Origin of the sequence: Archangium violaceum (genome assembly GCF_016887565.1) — a bacterium.
GTDB classification, from domain to species: domain Bacteria; phylum Myxococcota; class Myxococcia; order Myxococcales; family Myxococcaceae; genus Archangium; species Archangium violaceum_B.
On the sequence record NZ_CP069396.1, the window covers coordinates 5,414,268 to 5,432,940 of the forward strand.

Here is an 18,673-nt window from a genome sequence, read left to right on the forward strand (position 1 = left end):
GCTTCAGGACTGCGAATCTCCCGAACCGTCTGGCCGCGACGGCGTCGGCCCGAACACGTCATTGGGCGACGGCATCTTGCGCAGCTCGGCTCGGGCCACCTTCCATGCCTGCTGGACGATCCACGAGAGCGAGCGATCCTGCCGCGTCGCCTCGCGCTGGATTTCGTCCAGCATGTCCTCGGGGAAATAGAGGCTCTGCTTTCGATGATCGGTTGCGGCCATGAGGGCTAGGACCTTCCTTCCTCGCGAGGGTCCTGCCGCTCGTCGCCCGTGACGTCGTTCACGGCGGGGAACGACTTGATACGATCGCGAGCGATCTTCCAGGCCTGCTGCACGACCCACGAGAGCGAGCGGTCCTGGCGATTGGCCTCCTCCTGGATCTCCTTGAGCATCTCCTCGGGGAAGTACAGGGACTGCTTGCGCTTGTCGGTGCCTGCCATACCTGGGTCTCCGGAGCGGATACGAGGTGACGACCTGAACACACCGGTGCCGTTATCCGACAGTCTCCCTGACGGGTCAACGGTTTCGGAGTGCTCCCACAGCGTATGCACCCGGACTGACGCCGTCTGGGAAAAAAACCCGCAAAAGGGAACGCCCCGGGTCCTCATGGCGAGAACCCGGGGCGTTCCGGAAAGAAGGACCGCCAGGACTGATCCCGGCGGCCCCGTGGGCCCAGAGGGGGAGGGGGGGGACCCCTAGGCCCAACTCCGTCAAAAATCCATGTTCAGAACATCTTTCGTCGCGCGACCATTTCCCCCCACCCTCTTTTCCCCGACCCTCCCGTCCCTCGCGACCTGCGTGACGATCATAAGAATCGTCTTGCGCCCCTTCAACCGGCTGCATCCGGTGTAACCCGACTCGCCCGATTCTGATTCCTTCCCCTGTTCAATGGCCTCCACTGGTGAAACGAGCGTCCTTTTTTCGACGGCCCTGGAGCGGGCCTACCGGCAGTTGGGGCTGGCGGGGGGCTCGGTGCTGCTGGCCGTCTCGGGGGGAGCGGACTCGTCCGCGCTGCTCGTGGGCACCGCGCGGGTGCGCGAGTCCCTCTCCTTGAGGGTGGAGGTGGCCACGCTCGACCACGGCCTGCGGCCCGAGGCCCGGGAGGAGGTGGAGGCGGTCGCCCGGCTGTCCGCCCGCTGGGGGCTGCCCTGTCATGTTCGCCAGCTGCACCTGTCACCGGGTTCCGGGGTGGAGGCGCGGGCGCGCGAGGCCCGCTACCGGGCCCTGGAGACGCTGCGGCGGGAGCTGGGACTCCGAGTGGTAGCCACCGCGCACACGGCGTCGGACCAGGCGGAGACGCTCCTCATGAGGTTGGTGCGGGGCACGGCCCTCCGGGGCGCCGTGGGCATCCACCGGGCACGTCCCTTCCTCGTCCGCCCGCTCATCGAGCGCACGCGGGAGGAGGTGGAGGCCTTCCTGGCCGAGGAGGGTGTCTCCTTCGTCGCGGACCCCATGAACGTGGACCCCGCCTTCCTGCGCACCCGCATCCGCTATGAGGTGCTGCCGGTGCTGGCGCGCGCCGCGGGTTTTCCCGTGGCGCCGCACCTGGCCACCTTCGCCCGCCTGGCCGCCGAGGACGAGGCCCTGCTGGGCGAGCTGGCGGACGGGGCATGGACGCGGCTCACCCTCCCGGATGGAAGCCTGGATGCGGTGGGCGTGCGCGCCCTGGAGCCGCCGCTGCGCCGCCGGGTGCTGGCCCGCCTGCTGGCCGAAGCGGGCGCCGAGGTGAACGATGCGTCCCTCTCCCGGGCACTGGACGCGGTGGAGACGGGCCGGCCCGTGACGCTGGGCGGAGGCCATGAGCCCGGGGCACTCCAGCTCCACACGGCGGGAGGGCGTGTGCGCTGCGTGCGCCGTGGGGGTTCCACTCCACCGCCTCCGGCGCTCGTGCTGGCGGGGGAGGGGGCGTCGGGCGTCCAGGAGGGCACGGGGTGGCGCTTCGCCGTGGCGACGGACGCTCCCCCTCCGGGCACCCTGGGCCTGCCGCTGCCGGAGGAGACGCGCTGGCCCCTCAGCGTGCGGACACGGCGGCCCGGAGACAGGGTCCGAGGGCCCGCCGGCTCGCGCAAGCTGCAGGATGTGCTGGTGGACCGGCGCATTCCCGGGGAGCGCCGCGACTCGCTTCCCGTGGTGACGGACGCCGAGGGGGCCGTGCTCTGGGTCCCAGGGGTCTGGAATTCCACACCCGCGCGGGCTGTAGGCCTCTTTCTGTGGGCCTCGCCTCCGCACCCGGGCATGCTCGGGACGACTCCGTTATAGAGTCGACCACTGCGGAGGATGCGGGGGTGGAACCCCCAAAATAGTTGAGGCGTTTTTGCTGTTGCTGATACCGTCCGACAAACGGGTCACACACCCGGTGTCGTGACAAACGGTCGAAATGCTAGGCCTTTTTGACCGTGCCCTCATCCTGCCGAGCACCGAAAGGGCAGCTGACACGTGCGTTCGACTTACAAGACCATCGGCCTCTGGGTCATCCTGATCGTCCTCTTCGTCGCCTTCTACAATTTCTTCTCCACGAGCAACGATCCGGTCCAGGAACCGACGTTCACCCAGTTCCTGGCCAAGGTAGAGGACAAGAAGGTCCGAGCCGTCTCGGTCAAGGGGAACACCTACTCGGGTGTCTACACCGATACCGAGGACAAGTTCCGCACCACCGGCCCCGAGGCCGACGCCACCGTTCTCGAGCAGTTGCGCAAGAACAACGTGGACGTGAAGTACGAGCGGGAGGAGCAGAACAGCCTCTGGCTCACCATCCTCGGCCAGTGGATGCCGGTCGTCTTCCTGTTCCTCTTCTTCATCTTCTTCATGCGCCAGCTCCAGGGTGGGAGCGGCAAGGCGATGACCTTCGGCAAGTCGAAGGCGCGGCTGCTCAACGAGAGCCACAACAAGGTCACGTTCGCGGACGTGGCCGGCGCCGACGAGTGCAAGGAGGAACTCGAGGAGATCGTCGCCTTCCTCAAGGACCCCAAGAAGTTCACCAAGCTGGGCGGCCGCATCCCCAAGGGCGTGCTGATGATGGGCCCTCCGGGTACCGGCAAGACGCTGCTGGCCCGTGCGGTGGCCGGTGAGGCCGGTGTGCCCTTCTTCTCCATCTCCGGCTCGGACTTCGTGGAGATGTTCGTGGGCGTCGGCGCCAGCCGCGTGCGCGACCTGTTCGAGCAGGGCAAGAAGAACGCCCCCTGCATCATCTTCATCGACGAGATCGACGCCGTGGGCCGTCACCGTGGCGCGGGCCTCGGCGGTGGTCATGACGAGCGCGAGCAGACGCTCAACCAGCTGCTGGTGGAGATGGACGGCTTCGAGTCCAACGAGGGCGTCATCCTCATCGCCGCGACCAACCGTCCGGACGTGTTGGATCCCGCGCTGCAGCGCCCGGGCCGCTTCGACCGCCGCATCGTGGTGCCGCGTCCCGACCTGAAGGGCCGCCTGGGCGTGCTCAAGGTGCACACCCGCCGCGTGCCGCTGGCCCCGGAAGTGGACCTCGAGGTCATCGCCCGCGGTACGCCGGGCATGACGGGCGCCGACCTGGAGAACCTGGTCAACGAGTCCGCCCTCATGGCCGCGCGTCAGAACAAGGAGCGCGTGGACACCAGCGACTTCGAGCAGGCCAAGGACAAGGTCTTCATGGGCCCCGAGCGCAAGTCCATGATCATGACCGAGAAGGAGAAGAAGAACACGGCCGTCCACGAGGCGGGCCATGCTCTCATCGCCAAGCTGCTGCCCGGCTGCGATCCCCTCCACAAGGTCACCATCATCCCGCGCGGCCAGGCCCTGGGTCTCACCTGGAGCCTGCCCACCGAGGACAAGGTCAACGGGTACAAGAAGCAGATCCTCGACCAGATCACCATGGCCATGGGCGGCCGTATCGCCGAGGAGCTCCTCTTCAACGAGATGAGCTCGGGTGCGTCCAACGACATCGAGCGCGCCACCGAGACGGCTCGCGCCATGGTGTGCCGCTGGGGCATGAGCGAGAAGCTGGGGCCCCTGGCCTTCGGCAAGAGCGACGGTGAGGTGTTCCTGGGCCGCGACTTCAACTCGGCCAAGGACTACTCCGAGGACACCGCGCGGCAGATCGACGCCGAGGTGCGCGGCATCGTCATGGGCTGCTACGAGAAGGGCAAGGCGCTGTTGACCGAGCACCTCGAGGGCCTCAAGCGCGTGGCCGATGCGCTGGTGGAGTACGAGACGCTGGATGCCGAGGACGTCAACATCCTCCTCCAGGGGGGTCAGCTCACCCGCGAGCGTCCGCCTCCCCGCGTCGTGGCTCCGCCCACCAAGTCCACCGAGAAGAAGGACAAGCGGAAGATCCTCGACGCCCTCGAGGGCATCCCCAACATGGAGCCGAACAAGGCGTAGCCTGAGCCGCGCTTCCGTGTAGAACCCGGGCCCTCTCCACTCACGTGGGGAGGGCCCTTCTGCTTTCCGAGCCCCCGGAGCCGACCCGACATGATTCGCGCCCGCCCCGTCCGCGCCGACCGTCCCGCCGACCTCGAGCCGACCCTGCTCCGCATGGGGCTGCCCGCTCCCGCCCGAGAGCACCTGCTGGAGAAGCTGCCCGCGCTGCACGTGCTGCTCACGGGCCTGGAGCGCGAGCAGGGCCGCTTCCTCTCCGGCCTCTTCGCGTCCTCGGTGGCGCCCGGGCGCGAGGAGTTCCCTTCCTGGGTGGCGGGCGACGAGCGCACGCGGCCCGGCACCGGGCTCCTCTCCGGACGCAAGGTGCAGTTCGAGCGCGTGGTGGCAGAGGCGAAGGCCCGGCCGGAGCTGGCCGCACTGGGCGCGGCGCTGGCTCGTGTGCTGGAGGCCTCGGCTCCGCCCGCCGCCCTGGTGCTGGGCGGTCGCACCTTCTCCTTTGGGACGCGCACCTACGTCATGGGCGTGGTGAACGTGACCCCGGACAGCTTCTCGGACGGCGGGCGCTACTTCGACACCGAGCGGGCCATCGCGCACGGGCTGCGGCTGGCCGAGGCGGGCGCGGACATCCTGGACGTGGGCGGTGAGTCCACCCGGCCCGGCTCCCCGCCCGTGTCCGCCGAGGAGGAGGTGGCCCGCATCGTCCCCGTCATCCAGGGCCTGCGCGCCCGCACGGAGGTGCCCATCTCCGTGGACACCACCAAGGCGGCGGTGGCCCGCGAGGCGCTGAAGGCCGGCGCGGTGCTCGTCAACGACATCAGCGGCTTCCTCTTCGACCCGGAACTGCCCCGCGTGACCGCCGAGGCGGGCGCGGCCTGTTGTCTCATGCACATCCAGGGCACCCCCGAGACGATGCAGAAGGACCCCCACTACGAGGACGTGGTGGACGAGGTGCTCGCCTTCCTGGAGGACGGCGTGGCGCGGGCGGTGGCCGCGGGCGTGCCGCGCGAGCGTGTGCTGGTGGACCCCGGCATCGGCTTCGGCAAGACGCTCGGGCACAACCTCTTCCTGCTGCGGCGGCTGGGGGAGCTGCGCGTGCTGGGGCTGCCGGTGCTGGTGGGCACCAGCCGCAAGTCGTTCCTCGGGAAGCTCGCGGGGGGGAAGCCGGCGAACGAGCGTCTGGCGGCGACATTGGGCTCCGTGGCCGCCGTCGCCGCGGCGGGGGACGCGGACTTCGTGCGCGTGCACGACGTGGCCGAGGTCCGGGACGCGCTCGCCGTGGCGGATGCCGTGCGCGCGGCGGGGGAGGGCGGGTCGCTCTACCTGGCGGGAAAAGTACGAGACTGAGGGAGTGTCTCCCCCACGGCGGATGTGCGCCCCGAGACGACCCACCACGGGGAGGGGCAGCCTGACTGGCCGCAAGCTTGTTTAGGGGGCTCGTACTCCCTAGCTTCGGGGCCTGTGGAGGGCAGGGTATAAGCCCTCGGCGTCGGAGGTTCCGGCTTCAGGGCCGGGCTCAGGGAAAGGTGGAGCGGCACACCATGGCTTACAGGATGAACATGCCCCCCAAGGAAGAGCGGGCGTCGCAGCGACTGTTCGGCACGGACGGCGTCCGGGGCGTCGCCAACGTGTACCCCATGACGGCGGAGGTCGCGATGCAGCTCGGACGAGCGCTCGCGCACCTCATCCGCAACGGGCCCCACCGGCACCGCGTCATCATCGGCAAGGACACGCGGCTGTCCGGCTACATGCTCGAGCAGGCGCTCGCCGCCGGCATCATCTCCATGGGCGTGGATGTGGACCTGGTGGGTCCTCTGCCCACACCGGGCATCGCCAATCTCACCACCTCGATGCGCGCCGACGCCGGCGCCGTCATCTCCGCCTCGCACAACCCGTACCAGGACAACGGCATCAAGTTCTTCTGGCGCGACGGCTTCAAGCTGCCGGACGAGACGGAGGCCAAAATTGAAGAGCTGGTGGCCAGCGGCGCCATCGACTCCATCCGCCCCACCGCGACGAAGATCGGCCGGGCCTTCCGCCTGGAGGACGCGCGCGGGCGCTACATCGTGTTCCTCAAGACGACCTTCCCCCGCGAGCTGACGCTGGAGGGGATGACCATCGTCGTCGACTGCGCCAATGGCGCCGCCTACAAGACGGCCCCGGCGGTGCTCGAGGAGCTGGGCGCCAAGGTGATTGCCCTGGGCGTGCAGCCGGACGGCAAGAACATCAACAACAAGTGCGGCGCGCTCTACCCGGAGAACCTCTCCCGCGCGGTGGTGAAGCACGGGGCGAACGTGGGCATCGCGCTGGACGGTGACGCGGACCGGCTCATCGTCGTGGACGAGAAGGGCAACGTGGTGGATGGCGACGCCATCATGGCCATCTGCACCGGCGAGCTCGTCACCCGCAAGGAGCTGAAGAAGAAGACGCTCGTGTCCACGGTGATGAGCAACATCGGCCTGGAGCGGGCGGTGGCGCGCTGGGGCGTGAAGGTCGTGCGCACCAAGGTGGGTGACCGCTACGTCGTCGAGGAGATGCGCAAGAACGGCTACAACATCGGTGGCGAGCAGAGCGGCCACCTCATCTTCTCGGACCACACCACCACGGGCGACGGCACCCTGGCCGCGCTGCAGCTGCTGGCCGTCATGTGCCGCCAGCAGAAGCCCGTGAGCGAGCTGGCCTCCATCTTCGAGCCCGTGCCGCAGACGCTCGTCAACGTGGTCGTCAAGCAGAAGCGCGAGCTGGGCGAGCTGCCCACGGTGATGAGGGCCATCCAGGACGTGGAGAAGAAGCTGGGCAAGGAGGGCCGGGTGCTGGTGCGCTTCTCCGGCACCGAGCCCAAGGCCCGCGTCCTCATCGAGGGCACCGACGCCGCGCGCAACGAGCAGTACGCCCGGGAGATCGCCGAGGCGCTCTCCAAGGCGCTCAACGGTTGACATCCGGTCTCGGGCCGCCAATAGAAGGGCGCGCGTGCGCTGGTACGCGCGCCAGGGAGCGGCCGAGATGGGACAGCGATTGGGTGTGAATGTGGACCACGTGGCGACGCTGCGTCAGGCGCGGCGCACCACGTACCCGGATCCGGTGACGGCGGCGGCCATCGCCGAGCTGGCCGGTGCCGGGCAGATCACCATCCACCTGCGGGAAGACCGGCGTCACATCCAGGAGCGCGACCTGCGCATCCTCCGGGAGACCGTCCAGACGCTGCTCAACCTGGAGATGGCGGCCACCCAGGAGATGGTGAAGATCGCCTACGAGCACAAGCCGGACGTGGTGACGCTGGTGCCCGAGCGGCGCGAGGAGCTCACCACCGAGGGCGGGCTCGACGTGGCCGGCCAGCGGGATCCGCTCGCGAAGATCATCAAGAACCTCAAGGACGGGGACATCCCCGTGTCGCTGTTCATCGATCCGGACCTGGACCAGGTGCGGGCGTCGCACAAGGTGAACGCGGACCGGATCGAATTGCACACCGGGCGCTACTGCGAGGCGCGCAACGAGCGCGAGCGGACGCGGGAGCTGAGCCGCATCGTGGACGCGGCGAAGGCGGCGGCGCGGCTGGGCATGACGGTGGCGGCGGGCCACGGGCTCAACTACGACAACGTGCTGCCCATCGCGCGCATCCAGGAGATCGACGAGCTGAACATCGGTCACTCCATCGTCGCGCGGGCGGTGCTGGTGGGCTTCGAGCGGGCGGTGCGGGAGATGGTCGAGCTGATGCGCAACCCGGGATAGGTGCCATGGCGATCCTCGGCCTGGGGATGGACATCTGCTCGGTGGCGCGCATCCAGCGCATCCTCGACGGGCCGCGCGCCGAGCGCTTCCTGGAGCGGGTGTACACGGAGGCCGAGCGGGCGCTGTGTGGCGCGCGAGCGGACGCGGCCAGTGCCTACGCGGCCCGCTTCGCCGCCAAGGAGGCCCTGGTGAAGGCGCTGGGCGCGCCTCCGGGCCTCACCTGGCAGGACATGGAGGTGGTGCGCCAGGGCGGTCCGCCGGGCTTCCGCCTCTCCGGGGTGGCTCTCCAGGAGATGGAGAAGCGAGGCGCGGAGGCCCTGCTCGCGCTCACCCATGACGCGGGGGTCGCCGCCGCGACGGTCATCCTTCAGAAAAGGAGCTGAGCCATGCGCCGTGCCCTCACCGCCGCGAGGATGCGCGCGGCCGACCAGGCCGCCGAGTCCCGTTTCGGCATGCCGTCCCCTTTGCTGATGGAGAACGCCGGCCGGTTCCTCGCGGACGCGGCGCGCGAGCTGGGCGCCCCGGAGGGGCGGTACGTGGTGGTGTGCGGGCCGGGCAACAACGGCGGGGACGGGCTGGTGGCGGCGCGCTTCCTCCACGCCGCCGGGCTCCCCGTGACGCTGGTGCTGGTGGGCGACAGGGCGAAGCTGACGCCCGAGTCGAAGCGCAACCTGCACGCGCTCGGGCCCTCGGGGATTCAGCCCCAGCCGCTCGGGGCGGTGGCGGAGCCTCGGGGCGGGGACGTGGTGGTGGACGCGCTCTTCGGCACGGGGCTCACGCGGGCTCCGGCCGGGGAGTTCGCCGAGGCCATCCAGCACATGCTCCGCTGGCGCGCGGCGGGCGCGAAGGTGGTGGCCGCAGACATCCCCTCGGGGCTGCACACGGACACCGGCGAGCCCTTCTCTCCCTGCGTGGAGGCGGACGTCACCGTCACCTTCGGCTTCCTCAAGCAGGGGCAGGTGCTGGAGCCCGGCGCCACCCTGTGCGGCGAGCTGCGGTGCGTGGACATCGGCATTCCTCCCGAGGCCGCCGAGCCCCACCCGGGCGTGGAGCTGTTCCTCGTCGAGGAGTCGGATGCGCGAGGGGCCATCGCTCCGCGCCGCTCGGACACGCACAAGGGCACCTACGGGCACGTGCTGGTGGTGGCCGGCAGCCACGGCAAGTCCGGCGCGGCGGCCATGTCCGCCCTGGGAGCGCTGCGCGCGGGCGCGGGGCTCGTCACCGTGGCCACCCGCTCCGAGGTGGTGGAGTCGGTGCTGGGCCATGCGCCCGAGGTGATGGGGTGGCCGTTGGAGAACCGGGGGCCGCTCGGCATGGCGGACCTGGAGCCCCTGCTGGAGGCGGCGGAGAAGAAGGACGTGCTCGTCGTGGGGCCCGGCATCCCCCGGGGCCCGGAGACGACGAAGCTCCTGGGCGAGCTGCTCTCGCGCGTGGATGCGCCCGCGGTGCTGGACGCGGACGCGCTCAACGCCGTGGCCACGGACCTGGACGTGCTGCGCCGGGCGAAGGGGCCGCTGGTGCTCACCCCGCACCCGGGCGAGATGTCCCGGCTCACGGGCGTGCCCACGAAGGATCTCCAGAAGGCCCGCGTGGAGGTGGCGCGGGACTTCGCGCGCACGCACGGGGTGACGCTGGTGCTCAAGGGCGCTCGGACGCTCATCGCTCACGCGGATGGCTCCGTGTACGTCAACCCCACCGGCAACCCGGGCATGGCCACCGGAGGCATGGGGGACGTGCTGAGCGGCGTGCTGGGCGCGCTGCTGGGACAGGGCCTGAAGCTCCCCGAGGCCGCCTGGACTGCGGTCTACGCGCACGGGCTGTCGGCGGACCTGATGGTGGCCCGGCGCGGCAGGCTGGGGTTGATCGCCACGGACGTGGCCAAGGGGATGTGCAACGTGTGGACGAGGTGGAACCGATGAGCGCGCCCTCGCTGGGCCGCACGGTGCTGTCGGGCTCGCCCGAGGAGACGCACCGGCTGGGAGTCCGGCTCGGGGAGCTGCTCCAGCCGGGGGACTTCGTGGGCCTGGTGGGCGACCTGGGCGCGGGCAAGACGCACCTGGTGCGCGGCGTGGCCGAGGGCGCGGGCGTGTCGCGCTCGGAGGTGGCCAGCCCCACCTTCGCCATCGTCTACCCCTACCGGGGCCGGGTGCCGCTCTACCACGCGGACCTCTACCGGCTGGCCGACTACGACGAGCTGTACGCCACGGGCTTCCTGGACCTGGTGGGCGGGGACGGCGCGGTGCTGGTGGAGTGGCTGGACAGGGTTCCGGAGGCCGCGCCCCGCGAGTACCTGCGCATCACCCTCCGGGACACCGGCGAGGAGTCGCGCGAGCTGGTGGCCGAGGCCTGGGGCTCGCGGCCCGCGGCGCTGCTGAAGGCGTGGCTGGGGTAGGGGACTTCAGCTGGTCGTCGTCGCCCTGGCGGACTTCGGGCCTGGTTCCGGAGTCCGCCTGCGGGTCTGGCGGGGGCGCCAGAGAGCATTCCAGCGGACAGTGGGAGGCCGCCATCCTGGGCAGAGCCTCCCGGTCCCTGGGTATCTTCCGCCCCATGCCCCTCTCCCACGCAGCGAAGTGGCTCCTGGTGGTTGTCCCGCTGGCCGGCGCGGTGCTGGCCGGGTGTGGCGCCATCGAGCCTCCCCCTCAGCAGCATCCCCATGCCACCGTCACCTTCGAGGTGACCGTCCCTGCCGACACTCCGGCCGACGCGGTCGTCCTCGTGGTGGGCTCGGACCCCTCACTCGGGACGGACACGGCTCAGGGCTTCCAACTCCGCCGTCAGCGTGAGCGGCTCTATTCGGGCTCGGTGCGCCTCGCGGTGGGCTCGGAGGTGTCCTTCGAGCTCTGGGTGGGTGACGCGTGGCGCCCCGAGCTCGCCATGGACGGCTCGCCCATGTCCCGCCACACCTTCCGGGTGGAGGGGGACATGACGGTGCCCGCCACCGTGGCTCGCTGGGGCGCTCCGAGCAGCGGTCCCCCGCCGAGGGAATGAGGGCGAGGACCCCTGGTCCGAGCCCACATCTCCCCATACGTCAGCTTCGATGTTGGAGATTTCAAATGAGCAACGGCCCCGATTCCAGACGCCCCCGGCCCTGGCGTGTGCTCATCGTCGATGACGATGCCGCCAGTCGGAGGACGGCATCGGCGCTGCTGTCACCCGCCGGTTACGAGGTGGTCTTCGCCATCAACGGCGAAGAGGCGCTGGCCGTCGTGGGCGAGGCTCACCCCGACCTGGTGCTGCTGGACGTGATGATGCCGGGTCTGGACGGCATCGAGGTCTGCCGCCGCCTGCGCGAGCGCTCGGGGAAGGACTACGTCCCCATCATCCTCCTCACGGCGTTGGATGGGAGGCGAGAGGTCGTCCTCGGGCTCGAGGCCGGCGCCGATGACTTCCTCACCAAGCCGGTGCATGGGGCGGAGCTGCGTGCCCGCGTGGCCAACCTCCTCAAGGTGCGCGCCTACCACCAGCTCCTCACCACGCAGCGCGACAGCGCCCTGGCCACCGTGGACGAGCTGCGCCAGCAGATCCTCCAGGCCGATCGCCTGGCGACGCTCGGCACCTTCGCCGCCGGCGTCAGTCACGAGCTCAACAACATCGCCCAGGTCCTCAATAGCGCCGTGGACGAGCTGCCTCCCCAGCCGCCCGCTCCCGAGGACGCGGACGCCCGGGACACGCGCGAGGTGCTCGCGATGGCGACCCGTCACGTCACCGAGCTGGCCCGGACCATCCTCCGCATGGCCCGCCCCCAGGAGGAGGCCACGCCCCTGGCGGACCTGGGGCGGACGCTCGGTGAGGTGCGCGACATGCTGCGCCTCACGGGCCGCGCCCGGCACGTGCGCCTGTCGCTCGAGCTGCCCGAGACCCCCTGTGTCATCCAGGCCAGCCCGGTGCATGCGCAGCAGGTGTTCCTCAACCTCCTCGCCAACGCCGCGGATGCCCTGTCCGGGACGGCCCAACCGGAGATCCAGGTCGGCGTGCGCCACGTTCCCGGAGGGCATATCGAGGCGTGGGTCCAGGACAATGGCCCCGGCATGAGCGAGGAGGTGCTCGCCCGCGTCTTCGAGCCCTTCTTCACCACCAAGCCCGCCGGTCAGGGCACGGGGCTGGGTTTGCCCGTCGTCAAACAGCTCGTAGAGTCGTGGGGTGGACATCTCCACCTCCACAGCCGGCCGGGGCATGGCACCCGCGTCGTCGTGGAAGCCCGGGCGGCCCCCTCGCTCGCCACTTCCTCCTCTTCCGTTTCGAGTCTCCCTCCGTGAATCCGCCTCCCGCCTCCCCCTCGTCACCGGCCTTGATGCTCGTCACCAATGAGGCCGGACGCGTCCTCTCCAGTTGTGGCAGGCAGGAGGGATTGTCCGGCACGGCCTTGGAGGGGCGCACGCTGGCGGAGCTCTTCGGAGAAGAACCCTCGCGCCAGTTGCTGGCGGGGAGACCCGACTCCCTCGGCCTCTCGCGAGGGGGGCCCACTCCCGAGGAGGGCGGCGAGCCCTCCGTGTGGCATCTGCGGAGCCAGCCGCTCGTGGGGGGTGGCGTGCTCGTCTCCGTGAGCATACCGGAAGCGCTGGCCAGCGAAGTGCCGGCCGCCTGGGAGCGCCGCATCAGCCGCAGGCTGCTCAGCTCGAACGAGGATCTCCTCGGCCAGCAGCGCGCCTTCATGCTGTCCATCCTCGACGCGGACCCCAGCCTCGTCTACGTGACGGACCGCCAGGGCCGCTTCGTCTTCGCCAACAAGGCGCTGGCGGATGCGTACGCCACCACGCCAGACGAAATCGTCCTCCACCGTCCCGCGGAGATGCACTCCAACCAGGAGGAGCTCGAGGTCTTCGCGGACGTGGACCAGCGCGTGTTCACCACCGGGGCCGAGGCCCGGCAGCTCGAGCGCTTCACCAAGCCGGATGGCACCGTCGGCTGGTACGACACGCTCAAGCGGCCCCTCCTGGCTCCCAGTGGGGAGCTGTTCGTGCTCGGCATCACGGTGGAGATCACCGAGCGGGTGCGCGTGGAGCAGCAGTTGCACGACGCCAAACAGCGCCTGGAACTGGCGGTGGGGGCGGGGAGCCTCGGCCTGTGGGACTGGACCGTCGGTGAGGACCACGTCTACTACTCGCCCACCTGGAAGGCACAGCTCGGCTACGAGGAACACGAGCTGCCCGACACCTTCGCCACCTGGAAGGACAACATCCACCCGGAGGACGTGGAGAACGCGCTCCAGACGTTCCAGCAGCACGTGACGGATGCGTCACGCGGCGACCGCTTCATGAGCGAGTTCCGCATGCGGACCAAGGACGGCTCCTGGCGGTGGATCGCCGGTTACGGCCTGGTGGTGCGCAACGAGAAGGGCCTGGGGGTGCGCATCACGGGCTACCACCTGGACATCTCCGAGCGCAGACAGCGCGAGCAGGAGGCGGAGCTGCGGCGGGACAACGCGCGGCTGGCGCACCTGGCGCGGATGAAGGACGAGTTCCTCGCCAACATGAGCCACGAGCTGCGCACCCCGCTCAACGCGGTGCTGGGCCAGGCCGAGGCCATGGCCGAGGGCATCTTCGGGCCGGTGACGGAGCAGCAGCGCGGCTCGCTGCAGACGATCGAGGAGAGTGGCCGCCACCTGCTGTCGCTCATCAACGACGTGCTCGACATCGCCAAGAGCAACGCGGGGCACCTGGAGCTGGACTTCGAGGAGGTGCCCGTGGAGGAGGTGAGCCAGGAGAGCCTGCGGCTGGTGCGCGAGCAGGCGCGGCGCAAGAAGATCTCCGTGGCGTACTCCAGCGACGGCGAGGTGCAGTATCTGCGCGCGGACCGGCGGCGGCTGAGGCAGATCCTCATCAACCTGCTGAGCAACGCGATGAAGTTCACCCGGGAAGGAGGGCGCATCGGGCTGGAGGTGGCGTCCCGGGAGGAGGGGGATGCGGTGGCCTTCACGGTCTGGGATACGGGGGCCGGCATCGCCCGGGAAGACGTGAAGCGGATCTTCGAGCCCTTCGTGCAGCTCGACGCGGGGCTGGCGCGCCAGAACGAGGGCTCGGGCCTGGGGCTGGCGCTGGTGCGCCGCTTCGTGGACCTGCACCACGGGATGTTGGAGGTGGACAGCGAGGTGGACCGCGGCAGCCGCTTCACGGTGGTCCTGCCCGTGGGGGAGATACTCGCCGAGGAGCCGGCGCGGAGCGCCAGCCCGAGCACCGAGCCCGCCCCGCCGACGGTGAGGCCCGACTCCACCTCCCAGCGCACCGTGGTGATCGCCGACGACAGCGAGGCCAACACCCGGCACCTGCATGGCTACCTGGTGGCCCACGGCTACTCCGTCCGCATTGCCCGGGACGGCCTGGAGGCGGTGCGGCTGTGCCGCGAGGTGCGGCCCCTGGTGGTGCTGATGGACATCCAGATGCCCCGGCTGGACGGCCTGGAGGCCATCCGCTGCTTGCGGGCCGAGCGCGTCACCGCCTCGATTCCCATCATCGCGCTCACCGCCCTGGCCATGCCGGGAGACCGCGAGCGGTGCCTGGAAGCGGGGGCCAACGAGTACCTGAGCAAGCCGGTGCGCCTGCGGCAGGTACTGGAGGTGATGCGGCGGTTCGAGGCGCGGGCCTGACTCAGGGCCGGGTGCAGAGATCCTGCACCTTCCAGCGGTGCAGCACGAGGCGGCTGTCCACGCCGACGATGTCCTCCTCGTCGATGGGGTGCCAGTGGTCCTCGCCCGACAGCTGCTCGCTGGCGAGCACGAACTGCTCCAACTGCGTCCCCGGCTTCGGAGGGCCCGAGAGCCCGCGGTGGGGGCGCTTGCCCGTCTCGGGCGCGGTGTCCGAGAGGAAGAGCGTCCGGTTGCGCCGCGTCGCCACCATCACGTCCCCGTTCGTCACGAGGAAGTTCATCGACGAGCGGTCCTGCCCCGGCACGTCCGTGATGGACGCCACCAGCTCCATGGTCCGTGCCAGCGCGCAGGCGACCTTCTCCACGCACGCCTGGCCCTCGAGCGTCTGCTGCTCCGCCAGCTGGGTGAGGAAGAGGTAGAAGCAGCGCTCCGAGTCCGTCGCGCCCTGGATGTGGGCGCGCAGGTCCGGGCGGATGAGCGCCTCCACCTCGGCCTTATGCCGGGCGAAGTTCTTCACCGTGCCGTTGTGCACGAAGCACCAGCGGCCGAGGGAGAACGGGTGGGCGTTGCGCTTCTCCACCGCGCCCACGGAGGCCAGCCGCAGGTGGGCCACCACCGTGCGGGCGGACACCCGGCTGCTCACCCGCTCGAAGTCGGGATCGCAGTACGCGGGGCCCAGGCCGTGCGCGACGAGCGGGCGCTCGCCTGCTTCATAGGATGCGATACCCCAGCCGTCCTTGTGCTCCTTCGATTGATGGAGAAGGGAGTTCTTCTCCGTGACGAGGGAGGGATGAACGGCAGTGGGGATGGACGAACGAAAGCCGAAGAGACGGCACATGGTCTTGCTTGTCTTTTATAACGGCCGGCCCCGACGGGAAGTCCCGGAGTGCACCTGCTGTCCGACTGACATCACGGACAGAGGGCCCGCTCGCTTTCTACCACCACATGGCCATCTTTAATGACAATCCGCGCGTGATTGATTCCCAGGTGATAGGGCAGATGGCGATAGTTTGAGCACGAAAAAACAACGATGTTCGCCGGATCCCCCACGGTAATCCGGCCGTATGTGTTCAAACCAAGTGCGAGGGCGGCCCCCCGGGTAGCGGCCCAGTAGGCCTCGGCGGCCGTCAGGCCGTTCTCCAGGCAGGCGAGCCCCATGGCGAGGGGAAGGTTCTCGCTCATGGCGGAGCCGGGGTTGAGGTTGGTGCCGAGCGCCACGTTGACCCCCGCGTCGCGCAGCTTGCGGCCGGGGGCATAGGGCCGCACGCGCAGGAAGAGGGTGGAGGTGGGCACGAGGACGGCGGTGACACCCGCCTCGGCCATGGCGCGGATGCCCGCGTCGCTCACGTTCTCCAGGTGGTCGGCGGTGGCCGCGCCGAGCTCGGCGGCCAGCTCGGCCCCCCCGTTGGAGGTGAGCTGGTCGGCGTGCAGCCGGGGCTTCATCCCCAGCTTCTGGGCGGCCACGAGGATCCGGCGCGCCTCCGCCAGGGTGAAGGCGCTCTGCTCGGCGAAGACGTCGCAGAAGCGCGCCAGGCCCTGCTCGGCCACCGCGGGGATGATCTCCCGGATGCACAGGTCCATGTAGGCCTCGCGCCACTCGCGGTACTCCTCCGGCACCGCGTGCGCGCACAAGAGCGTGGGGATCAGCTCCAGGGGCTGGAGCGCCGACAGCCGCTGGACCACCCGGAGGATCTTCAGCTCGTCCTGCAGGTTGAGGCCGTAGCCGCTCTTCACCTCGGCGGTGGTGATGCCGTACTCCAGCATCATCTGAAGCCGGGGCAGGGCGAGCCGGATGAGATCCTCCTCGTTGGCGAAGCGCGTGGCGCGCACGGTGCTGACGATGCCGCCGCCGGCCTGGGCGATCTGCAGGTAGGTGGCACCCTGGGTGCGCAGGTCGAACTCCGCCGCGCGCTCACCGGCGAAGACGGCGTGGGTGTGGGGATCCACGAAGCCGGGGCCGACGAACTGCCCGTGCGCGTCGATGACGCGGGTGGAGGGGCCCACCGCGCCCGGAGGCAGGGCACCCTCGGGGCCCACGTACCACACCTTGCCCCGGCGCACACCGACACAGGCATTGGGTTGGGGCGTGAGGGCCTTCTCGGCGGGCTCGGTGTGCGAGCCCTCCACGGTGAGCACCTCGGACGTGTTGCGGACCAGCAGCTCCAGGGTTTCCATGAATCACTCGGTGATGCCGGGGATGCGCACGCCACGGCTGCGGGCGACGTCGACGGCCTCGGGGTAGCCAGCGTCGGCGTGGCGCAGCACGCCCATGGCCGGATCCGAGGTGAGCACGCGCTCGATGCGGCGGGCGGCCTCGGGGGTGCCGTCGGCGACGATGACCTGGCCGGCATGCAGCGAGTAGCCCATGCCCACGCCGCCGCCGTGGTGGAAGGACACCCAGGAGGCGCCATTCACCGCGTTCACCAGGGCGTTGAGGATGGGCCAGTCGGCCACGGCGTCCGTGCCGTCCTTCATGGACTCCGTCTCGCGGTTGGGCGAGGCCACGGAGCCGCAGTCCAGGTGATCGCGCCCGATGACGATGGGGGCCTTCACCTCGCCCTTGCGCACCATCTCGTTGAAGCGCAGGCCGGCCTTGGCGCGCTCGCCGTAGCCCAGCCAGCAGATGCGCGCGGGCAGACCCTGGAAGGCCACGCGATCCTGCGCCATCTTGATCCACCGGTGCAGCGACTGCTTCTGGGGGAAGAGCTCCAGCACCGCCTGGTCCGTGCGGCGGATGTCCTCGGGATCTCCCGAGAGCGCCACCCAGCGGAAGGGCCCGAGGCCCTCGCAGAACATGGGGCGGATGTAGGCCGGGACGAAGCCGGGGAAGTCGAAGGCGTTCTCCAGGCCGGCCAGCTGCGCCTGGGCGCGGATGTTGTTGCCGTAGTCGAAGACGTGGCTGCCGGCGCGGGCGAAGTCGAGCATCGCCTCCACCTGCATGGACATCGACTGGCGGGCCTTCTCGACGTAGCCCTTGGGATCTCTCTGGCGCAGCTCGGCCGCGGCCTCCAGGGACAGGTCCACGGGGATGTAGCCGTTGAGGGGGTCGTGCGCGCTGGTCTGGTCCGTGACGAGGTCCGGCTTGAGGCCGCGCCGGTACAGCTCGCGGTACACCTGGGCCGCGTTGCCGATGACGCCGATGGAGCGGCCCACGCGTTTGGCCTGGGCCTCCTTGGCGAGCGCGATGGCCTCGTCGAGGTCCTTGGCGACGACGTCCAGGTAGCGCGTCTCGACGCGGCGGCGGGCGCGGTGCGGGTCGATCTCCACGCCGAGGAAGACGGCGTTGTTCATGGTGGCGGCCAGGGGCTGGGCGCCGCCCATGCCGCCGAGGCCGCCGGAGAGGACGAGCCGGCCGGAGAGGTCATCGGAGCCGAAGTGGACGCGGCCGGCCTGGGCGAAGGTCTCGTAGGTGCCCTGGAGGATGCCCTGGGTGCCGATGTAGATCCACGAGCCGGCCGTCATCTGGCCGTACATCATCAGACCCTTCTTCTCGAGCTCGAAGAAGTGGTCCCAGTTGGCCCAGTGGCCCACGAGGTTGGAGTTGGCGATGAGGACGCGGGGAGCATCCGGGTGGGTGCGGAGGATGCCGACGGGCTTGCCGGACTGGACGAGGAGGGTCTCCTCGTCGGTGAGACGGCGCAGGCCGTCTACGATGCGGTCGAACGAGCTCCAGTCACGAGCGGCCTTGCCGATGCCGCCGTAGACGACCAGGTCCTCGGGGCGCTCGGCCACGTCGGGATCCAGGTTGTTCATCAGCATCCGGAGGGCGGCTTCCTGGACCCAGCCCTTGCAGGACAGGGTCGTTCCGCGGGGGGCACGAATGGTACGGGACATGTGTCTCCTCGGGGGTGTTGCGCCGCGCGGAGACTAGCCGAAGCGGGGTTCCCGGGGCACCGAATCCATCCGCGTCCGTCGTGGACGAACGAGGTGGGTGCCAGAGTGTGAAATGCATCCCATCAGCGGTGGCGGGCAGGCGCCAGACATCTCGCAAGTTGCTCTGGGACGCGCGCG

Annotated in this window: 16 protein-coding genes; 11 read left to right on the forward strand and 5 right to left on the reverse strand. The window is 70.0% G+C overall.

The features are described 5' to 3' along the window. Positions 1-3 precede the first annotated feature (3 nt). On the reverse strand, positions 4-222 hold the full coding sequence (locus JRI60_RS22155; protein ID WP_204227825.1) for a TIGR04563 family protein: 219 nt from the start codon (positions 220-222) through the stop codon (positions 4-6). 5 nt (positions 223-227) lie between these two features. Beyond that, a complete protein-coding gene (locus JRI60_RS22160; RefSeq protein ID WP_002628981.1) occupies positions 228-440 on the reverse strand; it encodes a TIGR04563 family protein in 213 nt (70 codons plus the stop codon). A gap of 448 nt (positions 441-888) precedes the next feature. On the opposite strand from JRI60_RS22160, the gene tilS reads away from it, so the two are divergent. From tilS to JRI60_RS22215, 11 genes are all read left to right on the forward strand, one after another. Further along, positions 889-2,259, forward strand: a complete 1,371-nt coding sequence (gene tilS, locus JRI60_RS22165) for a tRNA lysidine(34) synthetase TilS (RefSeq protein ID WP_204227826.1) — start codon at positions 889-891, stop codon at positions 2,257-2,259. A gap of 177 nt (positions 2,260-2,436) precedes the next feature. Beyond that, a complete protein-coding gene (gene ftsH / locus JRI60_RS22170; protein ID WP_204227827.1) occupies positions 2,437-4,356 on the forward strand; it encodes an ATP-dependent zinc metalloprotease FtsH in 1,920 nt (639 codons plus the stop codon). 90 nt (positions 4,357-4,446) lie between these two features. Further along, positions 4,447-5,697, forward strand: a complete 1,251-nt coding sequence (folP, locus tag JRI60_RS22175) for a dihydropteroate synthase (RefSeq protein ID WP_204227828.1) — start codon at positions 4,447-4,449, stop codon at positions 5,695-5,697. A 194-nt stretch (positions 5,698-5,891) separates the two neighbouring features. After that, complete coding sequence (gene glmM / locus JRI60_RS22180; RefSeq protein ID WP_204227829.1) at positions 5,892-7,286, forward strand: phosphoglucosamine mutase; 1,395 nt, start codon at positions 5,892-5,894, stop codon at positions 7,284-7,286. A 67-nt stretch (positions 7,287-7,353) separates the two neighbouring features. Further along, the gene (locus JRI60_RS22185) at positions 7,354-8,079 is read left to right on the forward strand and encodes a pyridoxine 5'-phosphate synthase (protein ID WP_204229048.1); all 726 of its coding nucleotides are present in this window, start codon (positions 7,354-7,356) and stop codon (positions 8,077-8,079) included. Positions 8,080-8,084: 5 nt separating this feature from the next. Next, a complete protein-coding gene (gene acpS / locus JRI60_RS22190; protein WP_204227830.1) occupies positions 8,085-8,462 on the forward strand; it encodes a holo-ACP synthase in 378 nt (125 codons plus the stop codon). A 3-nt stretch (positions 8,463-8,465) separates the two neighbouring features. Further along, complete coding sequence (locus JRI60_RS22195) at positions 8,466-9,998, forward strand: NAD(P)H-hydrate dehydratase (protein WP_204227831.1); 1,533 nt, start codon at positions 8,466-8,468, stop codon at positions 9,996-9,998. After that, on the forward strand, positions 9,995-10,471 hold the full coding sequence (tsaE, locus tag JRI60_RS22200) for a tRNA (adenosine(37)-N6)-threonylcarbamoyltransferase complex ATPase subunit type 1 TsaE (protein ID WP_204227832.1): 477 nt from the start codon (positions 9,995-9,997) through the stop codon (positions 10,469-10,471). Before JRI60_RS22195 ends, tsaE begins: the two co-directional genes overlap by 4 nt. A gap of 155 nt (positions 10,472-10,626) precedes the next feature. Beyond that, entirely contained in the window at positions 10,627-11,067 is a 441-nt protein-coding gene (locus JRI60_RS22205) for a hypothetical protein (RefSeq protein ID WP_204227833.1), read from the forward strand. A gap of 65 nt (positions 11,068-11,132) precedes the next feature. Further along, entirely contained in the window at positions 11,133-12,335 is a 1,203-nt protein-coding gene (locus JRI60_RS22210; RefSeq protein WP_204227834.1) for a sensor histidine kinase, read from the forward strand. Continuing rightward, entirely contained in the window at positions 12,332-14,662 is a 2,331-nt protein-coding gene (locus tag JRI60_RS22215; protein ID WP_204227835.1) for a hybrid sensor histidine kinase/response regulator, read from the forward strand. Before JRI60_RS22210 ends, JRI60_RS22215 begins: the two co-directional genes overlap by 4 nt. A gap of 1 nt (position 14,663) precedes the next feature. Here JRI60_RS22215 and JRI60_RS22220 read toward each other — a convergent pair whose 3' ends face one another. From JRI60_RS22220 to hutU, 3 genes are all read right to left on the reverse strand, one after another. Beyond that, positions 14,664-15,500, reverse strand: a complete 837-nt coding sequence (locus tag JRI60_RS22220) for a class II glutamine amidotransferase (protein WP_204227836.1) — start codon at positions 15,498-15,500, stop codon at positions 14,664-14,666. A gap of 71 nt (positions 15,501-15,571) precedes the next feature. Further along, positions 15,572-16,837, reverse strand: a complete 1,266-nt coding sequence (gene hutI, locus JRI60_RS22225) for an imidazolonepropionase (RefSeq protein WP_204227837.1) — start codon at positions 16,835-16,837, stop codon at positions 15,572-15,574. A 3-nt stretch (positions 16,838-16,840) separates the two neighbouring features. Continuing rightward, on the reverse strand, positions 16,841-18,496 hold the full coding sequence (hutU, locus tag JRI60_RS22230) for a urocanate hydratase (protein WP_204227838.1): 1,656 nt from the start codon (positions 18,494-18,496) through the stop codon (positions 16,841-16,843). Positions 18,497-18,673 lie beyond the last annotated feature (177 nt).

What these genes read in the sequence shown, in the direction of transcription:
- JRI60_RS22155 (WP_204227825.1), bottom strand. Translation starts at nt 222, where the DNA reads ATGGCCGCAACCGATCATCGAAAGCAGAGCCTCTATTTCCCCGAGGAC.
- JRI60_RS22160 (WP_002628981.1), bottom strand. Translation starts at nt 440, where the DNA reads ATGGCAGGCACCGACAAGCGCAAGCAGTCCCTGTACTTCCCCGAGGAG.
- tilS (WP_204227826.1), top strand. Translation starts at nt 889, where the DNA reads ATGGCCTCCACTGGTGAAACGAGCGTCCTTTTTTCGACGGCCCTGGAG.
- folP (WP_204227828.1), top strand. Translation starts at nt 4,447, where the DNA reads ATGATTCGCGCCCGCCCCGTCCGCGCCGACCGTCCCGCCGACCTCGAG.
- glmM (WP_204227829.1), top strand. Translation starts at nt 5,892, where the DNA reads ATGGCTTACAGGATGAACATGCCCCCCAAGGAAGAGCGGGCGTCGCAG.
- JRI60_RS22185 (WP_204229048.1), top strand. Translation starts at nt 7,354, where the DNA reads ATGGGACAGCGATTGGGTGTGAATGTGGACCACGTGGCGACGCTGCGT.
- acpS (WP_204227830.1), top strand. Translation starts at nt 8,085, where the DNA reads ATGGCGATCCTCGGCCTGGGGATGGACATCTGCTCGGTGGCGCGCATC.
- JRI60_RS22195 (WP_204227831.1), top strand. Translation starts at nt 8,466, where the DNA reads ATGCGCCGTGCCCTCACCGCCGCGAGGATGCGCGCGGCCGACCAGGCC.
- tsaE (WP_204227832.1), top strand. Translation starts at nt 9,995, where the DNA reads ATGAGCGCGCCCTCGCTGGGCCGCACGGTGCTGTCGGGCTCGCCCGAG.
- JRI60_RS22205 (WP_204227833.1), top strand. Translation starts at nt 10,627, where the DNA reads ATGCCCCTCTCCCACGCAGCGAAGTGGCTCCTGGTGGTTGTCCCGCTG.
- JRI60_RS22210 (WP_204227834.1), top strand. Translation starts at nt 11,133, where the DNA reads ATGAGCAACGGCCCCGATTCCAGACGCCCCCGGCCCTGGCGTGTGCTC.
- JRI60_RS22220 (WP_204227836.1), bottom strand. Translation starts at nt 15,500, where the DNA reads ATGTGCCGTCTCTTCGGCTTTCGTTCGTCCATCCCCACTGCCGTTCAT.
- hutI (WP_204227837.1), bottom strand. Translation starts at nt 16,837, where the DNA reads ATGGAAACCCTGGAGCTGCTGGTCCGCAACACGTCCGAGGTGCTCACC.
- hutU (WP_204227838.1), bottom strand. Translation starts at nt 18,496, where the DNA reads ATGTCCCGTACCATTCGTGCCCCCCGCGGAACGACCCTGTCCTGCAAG.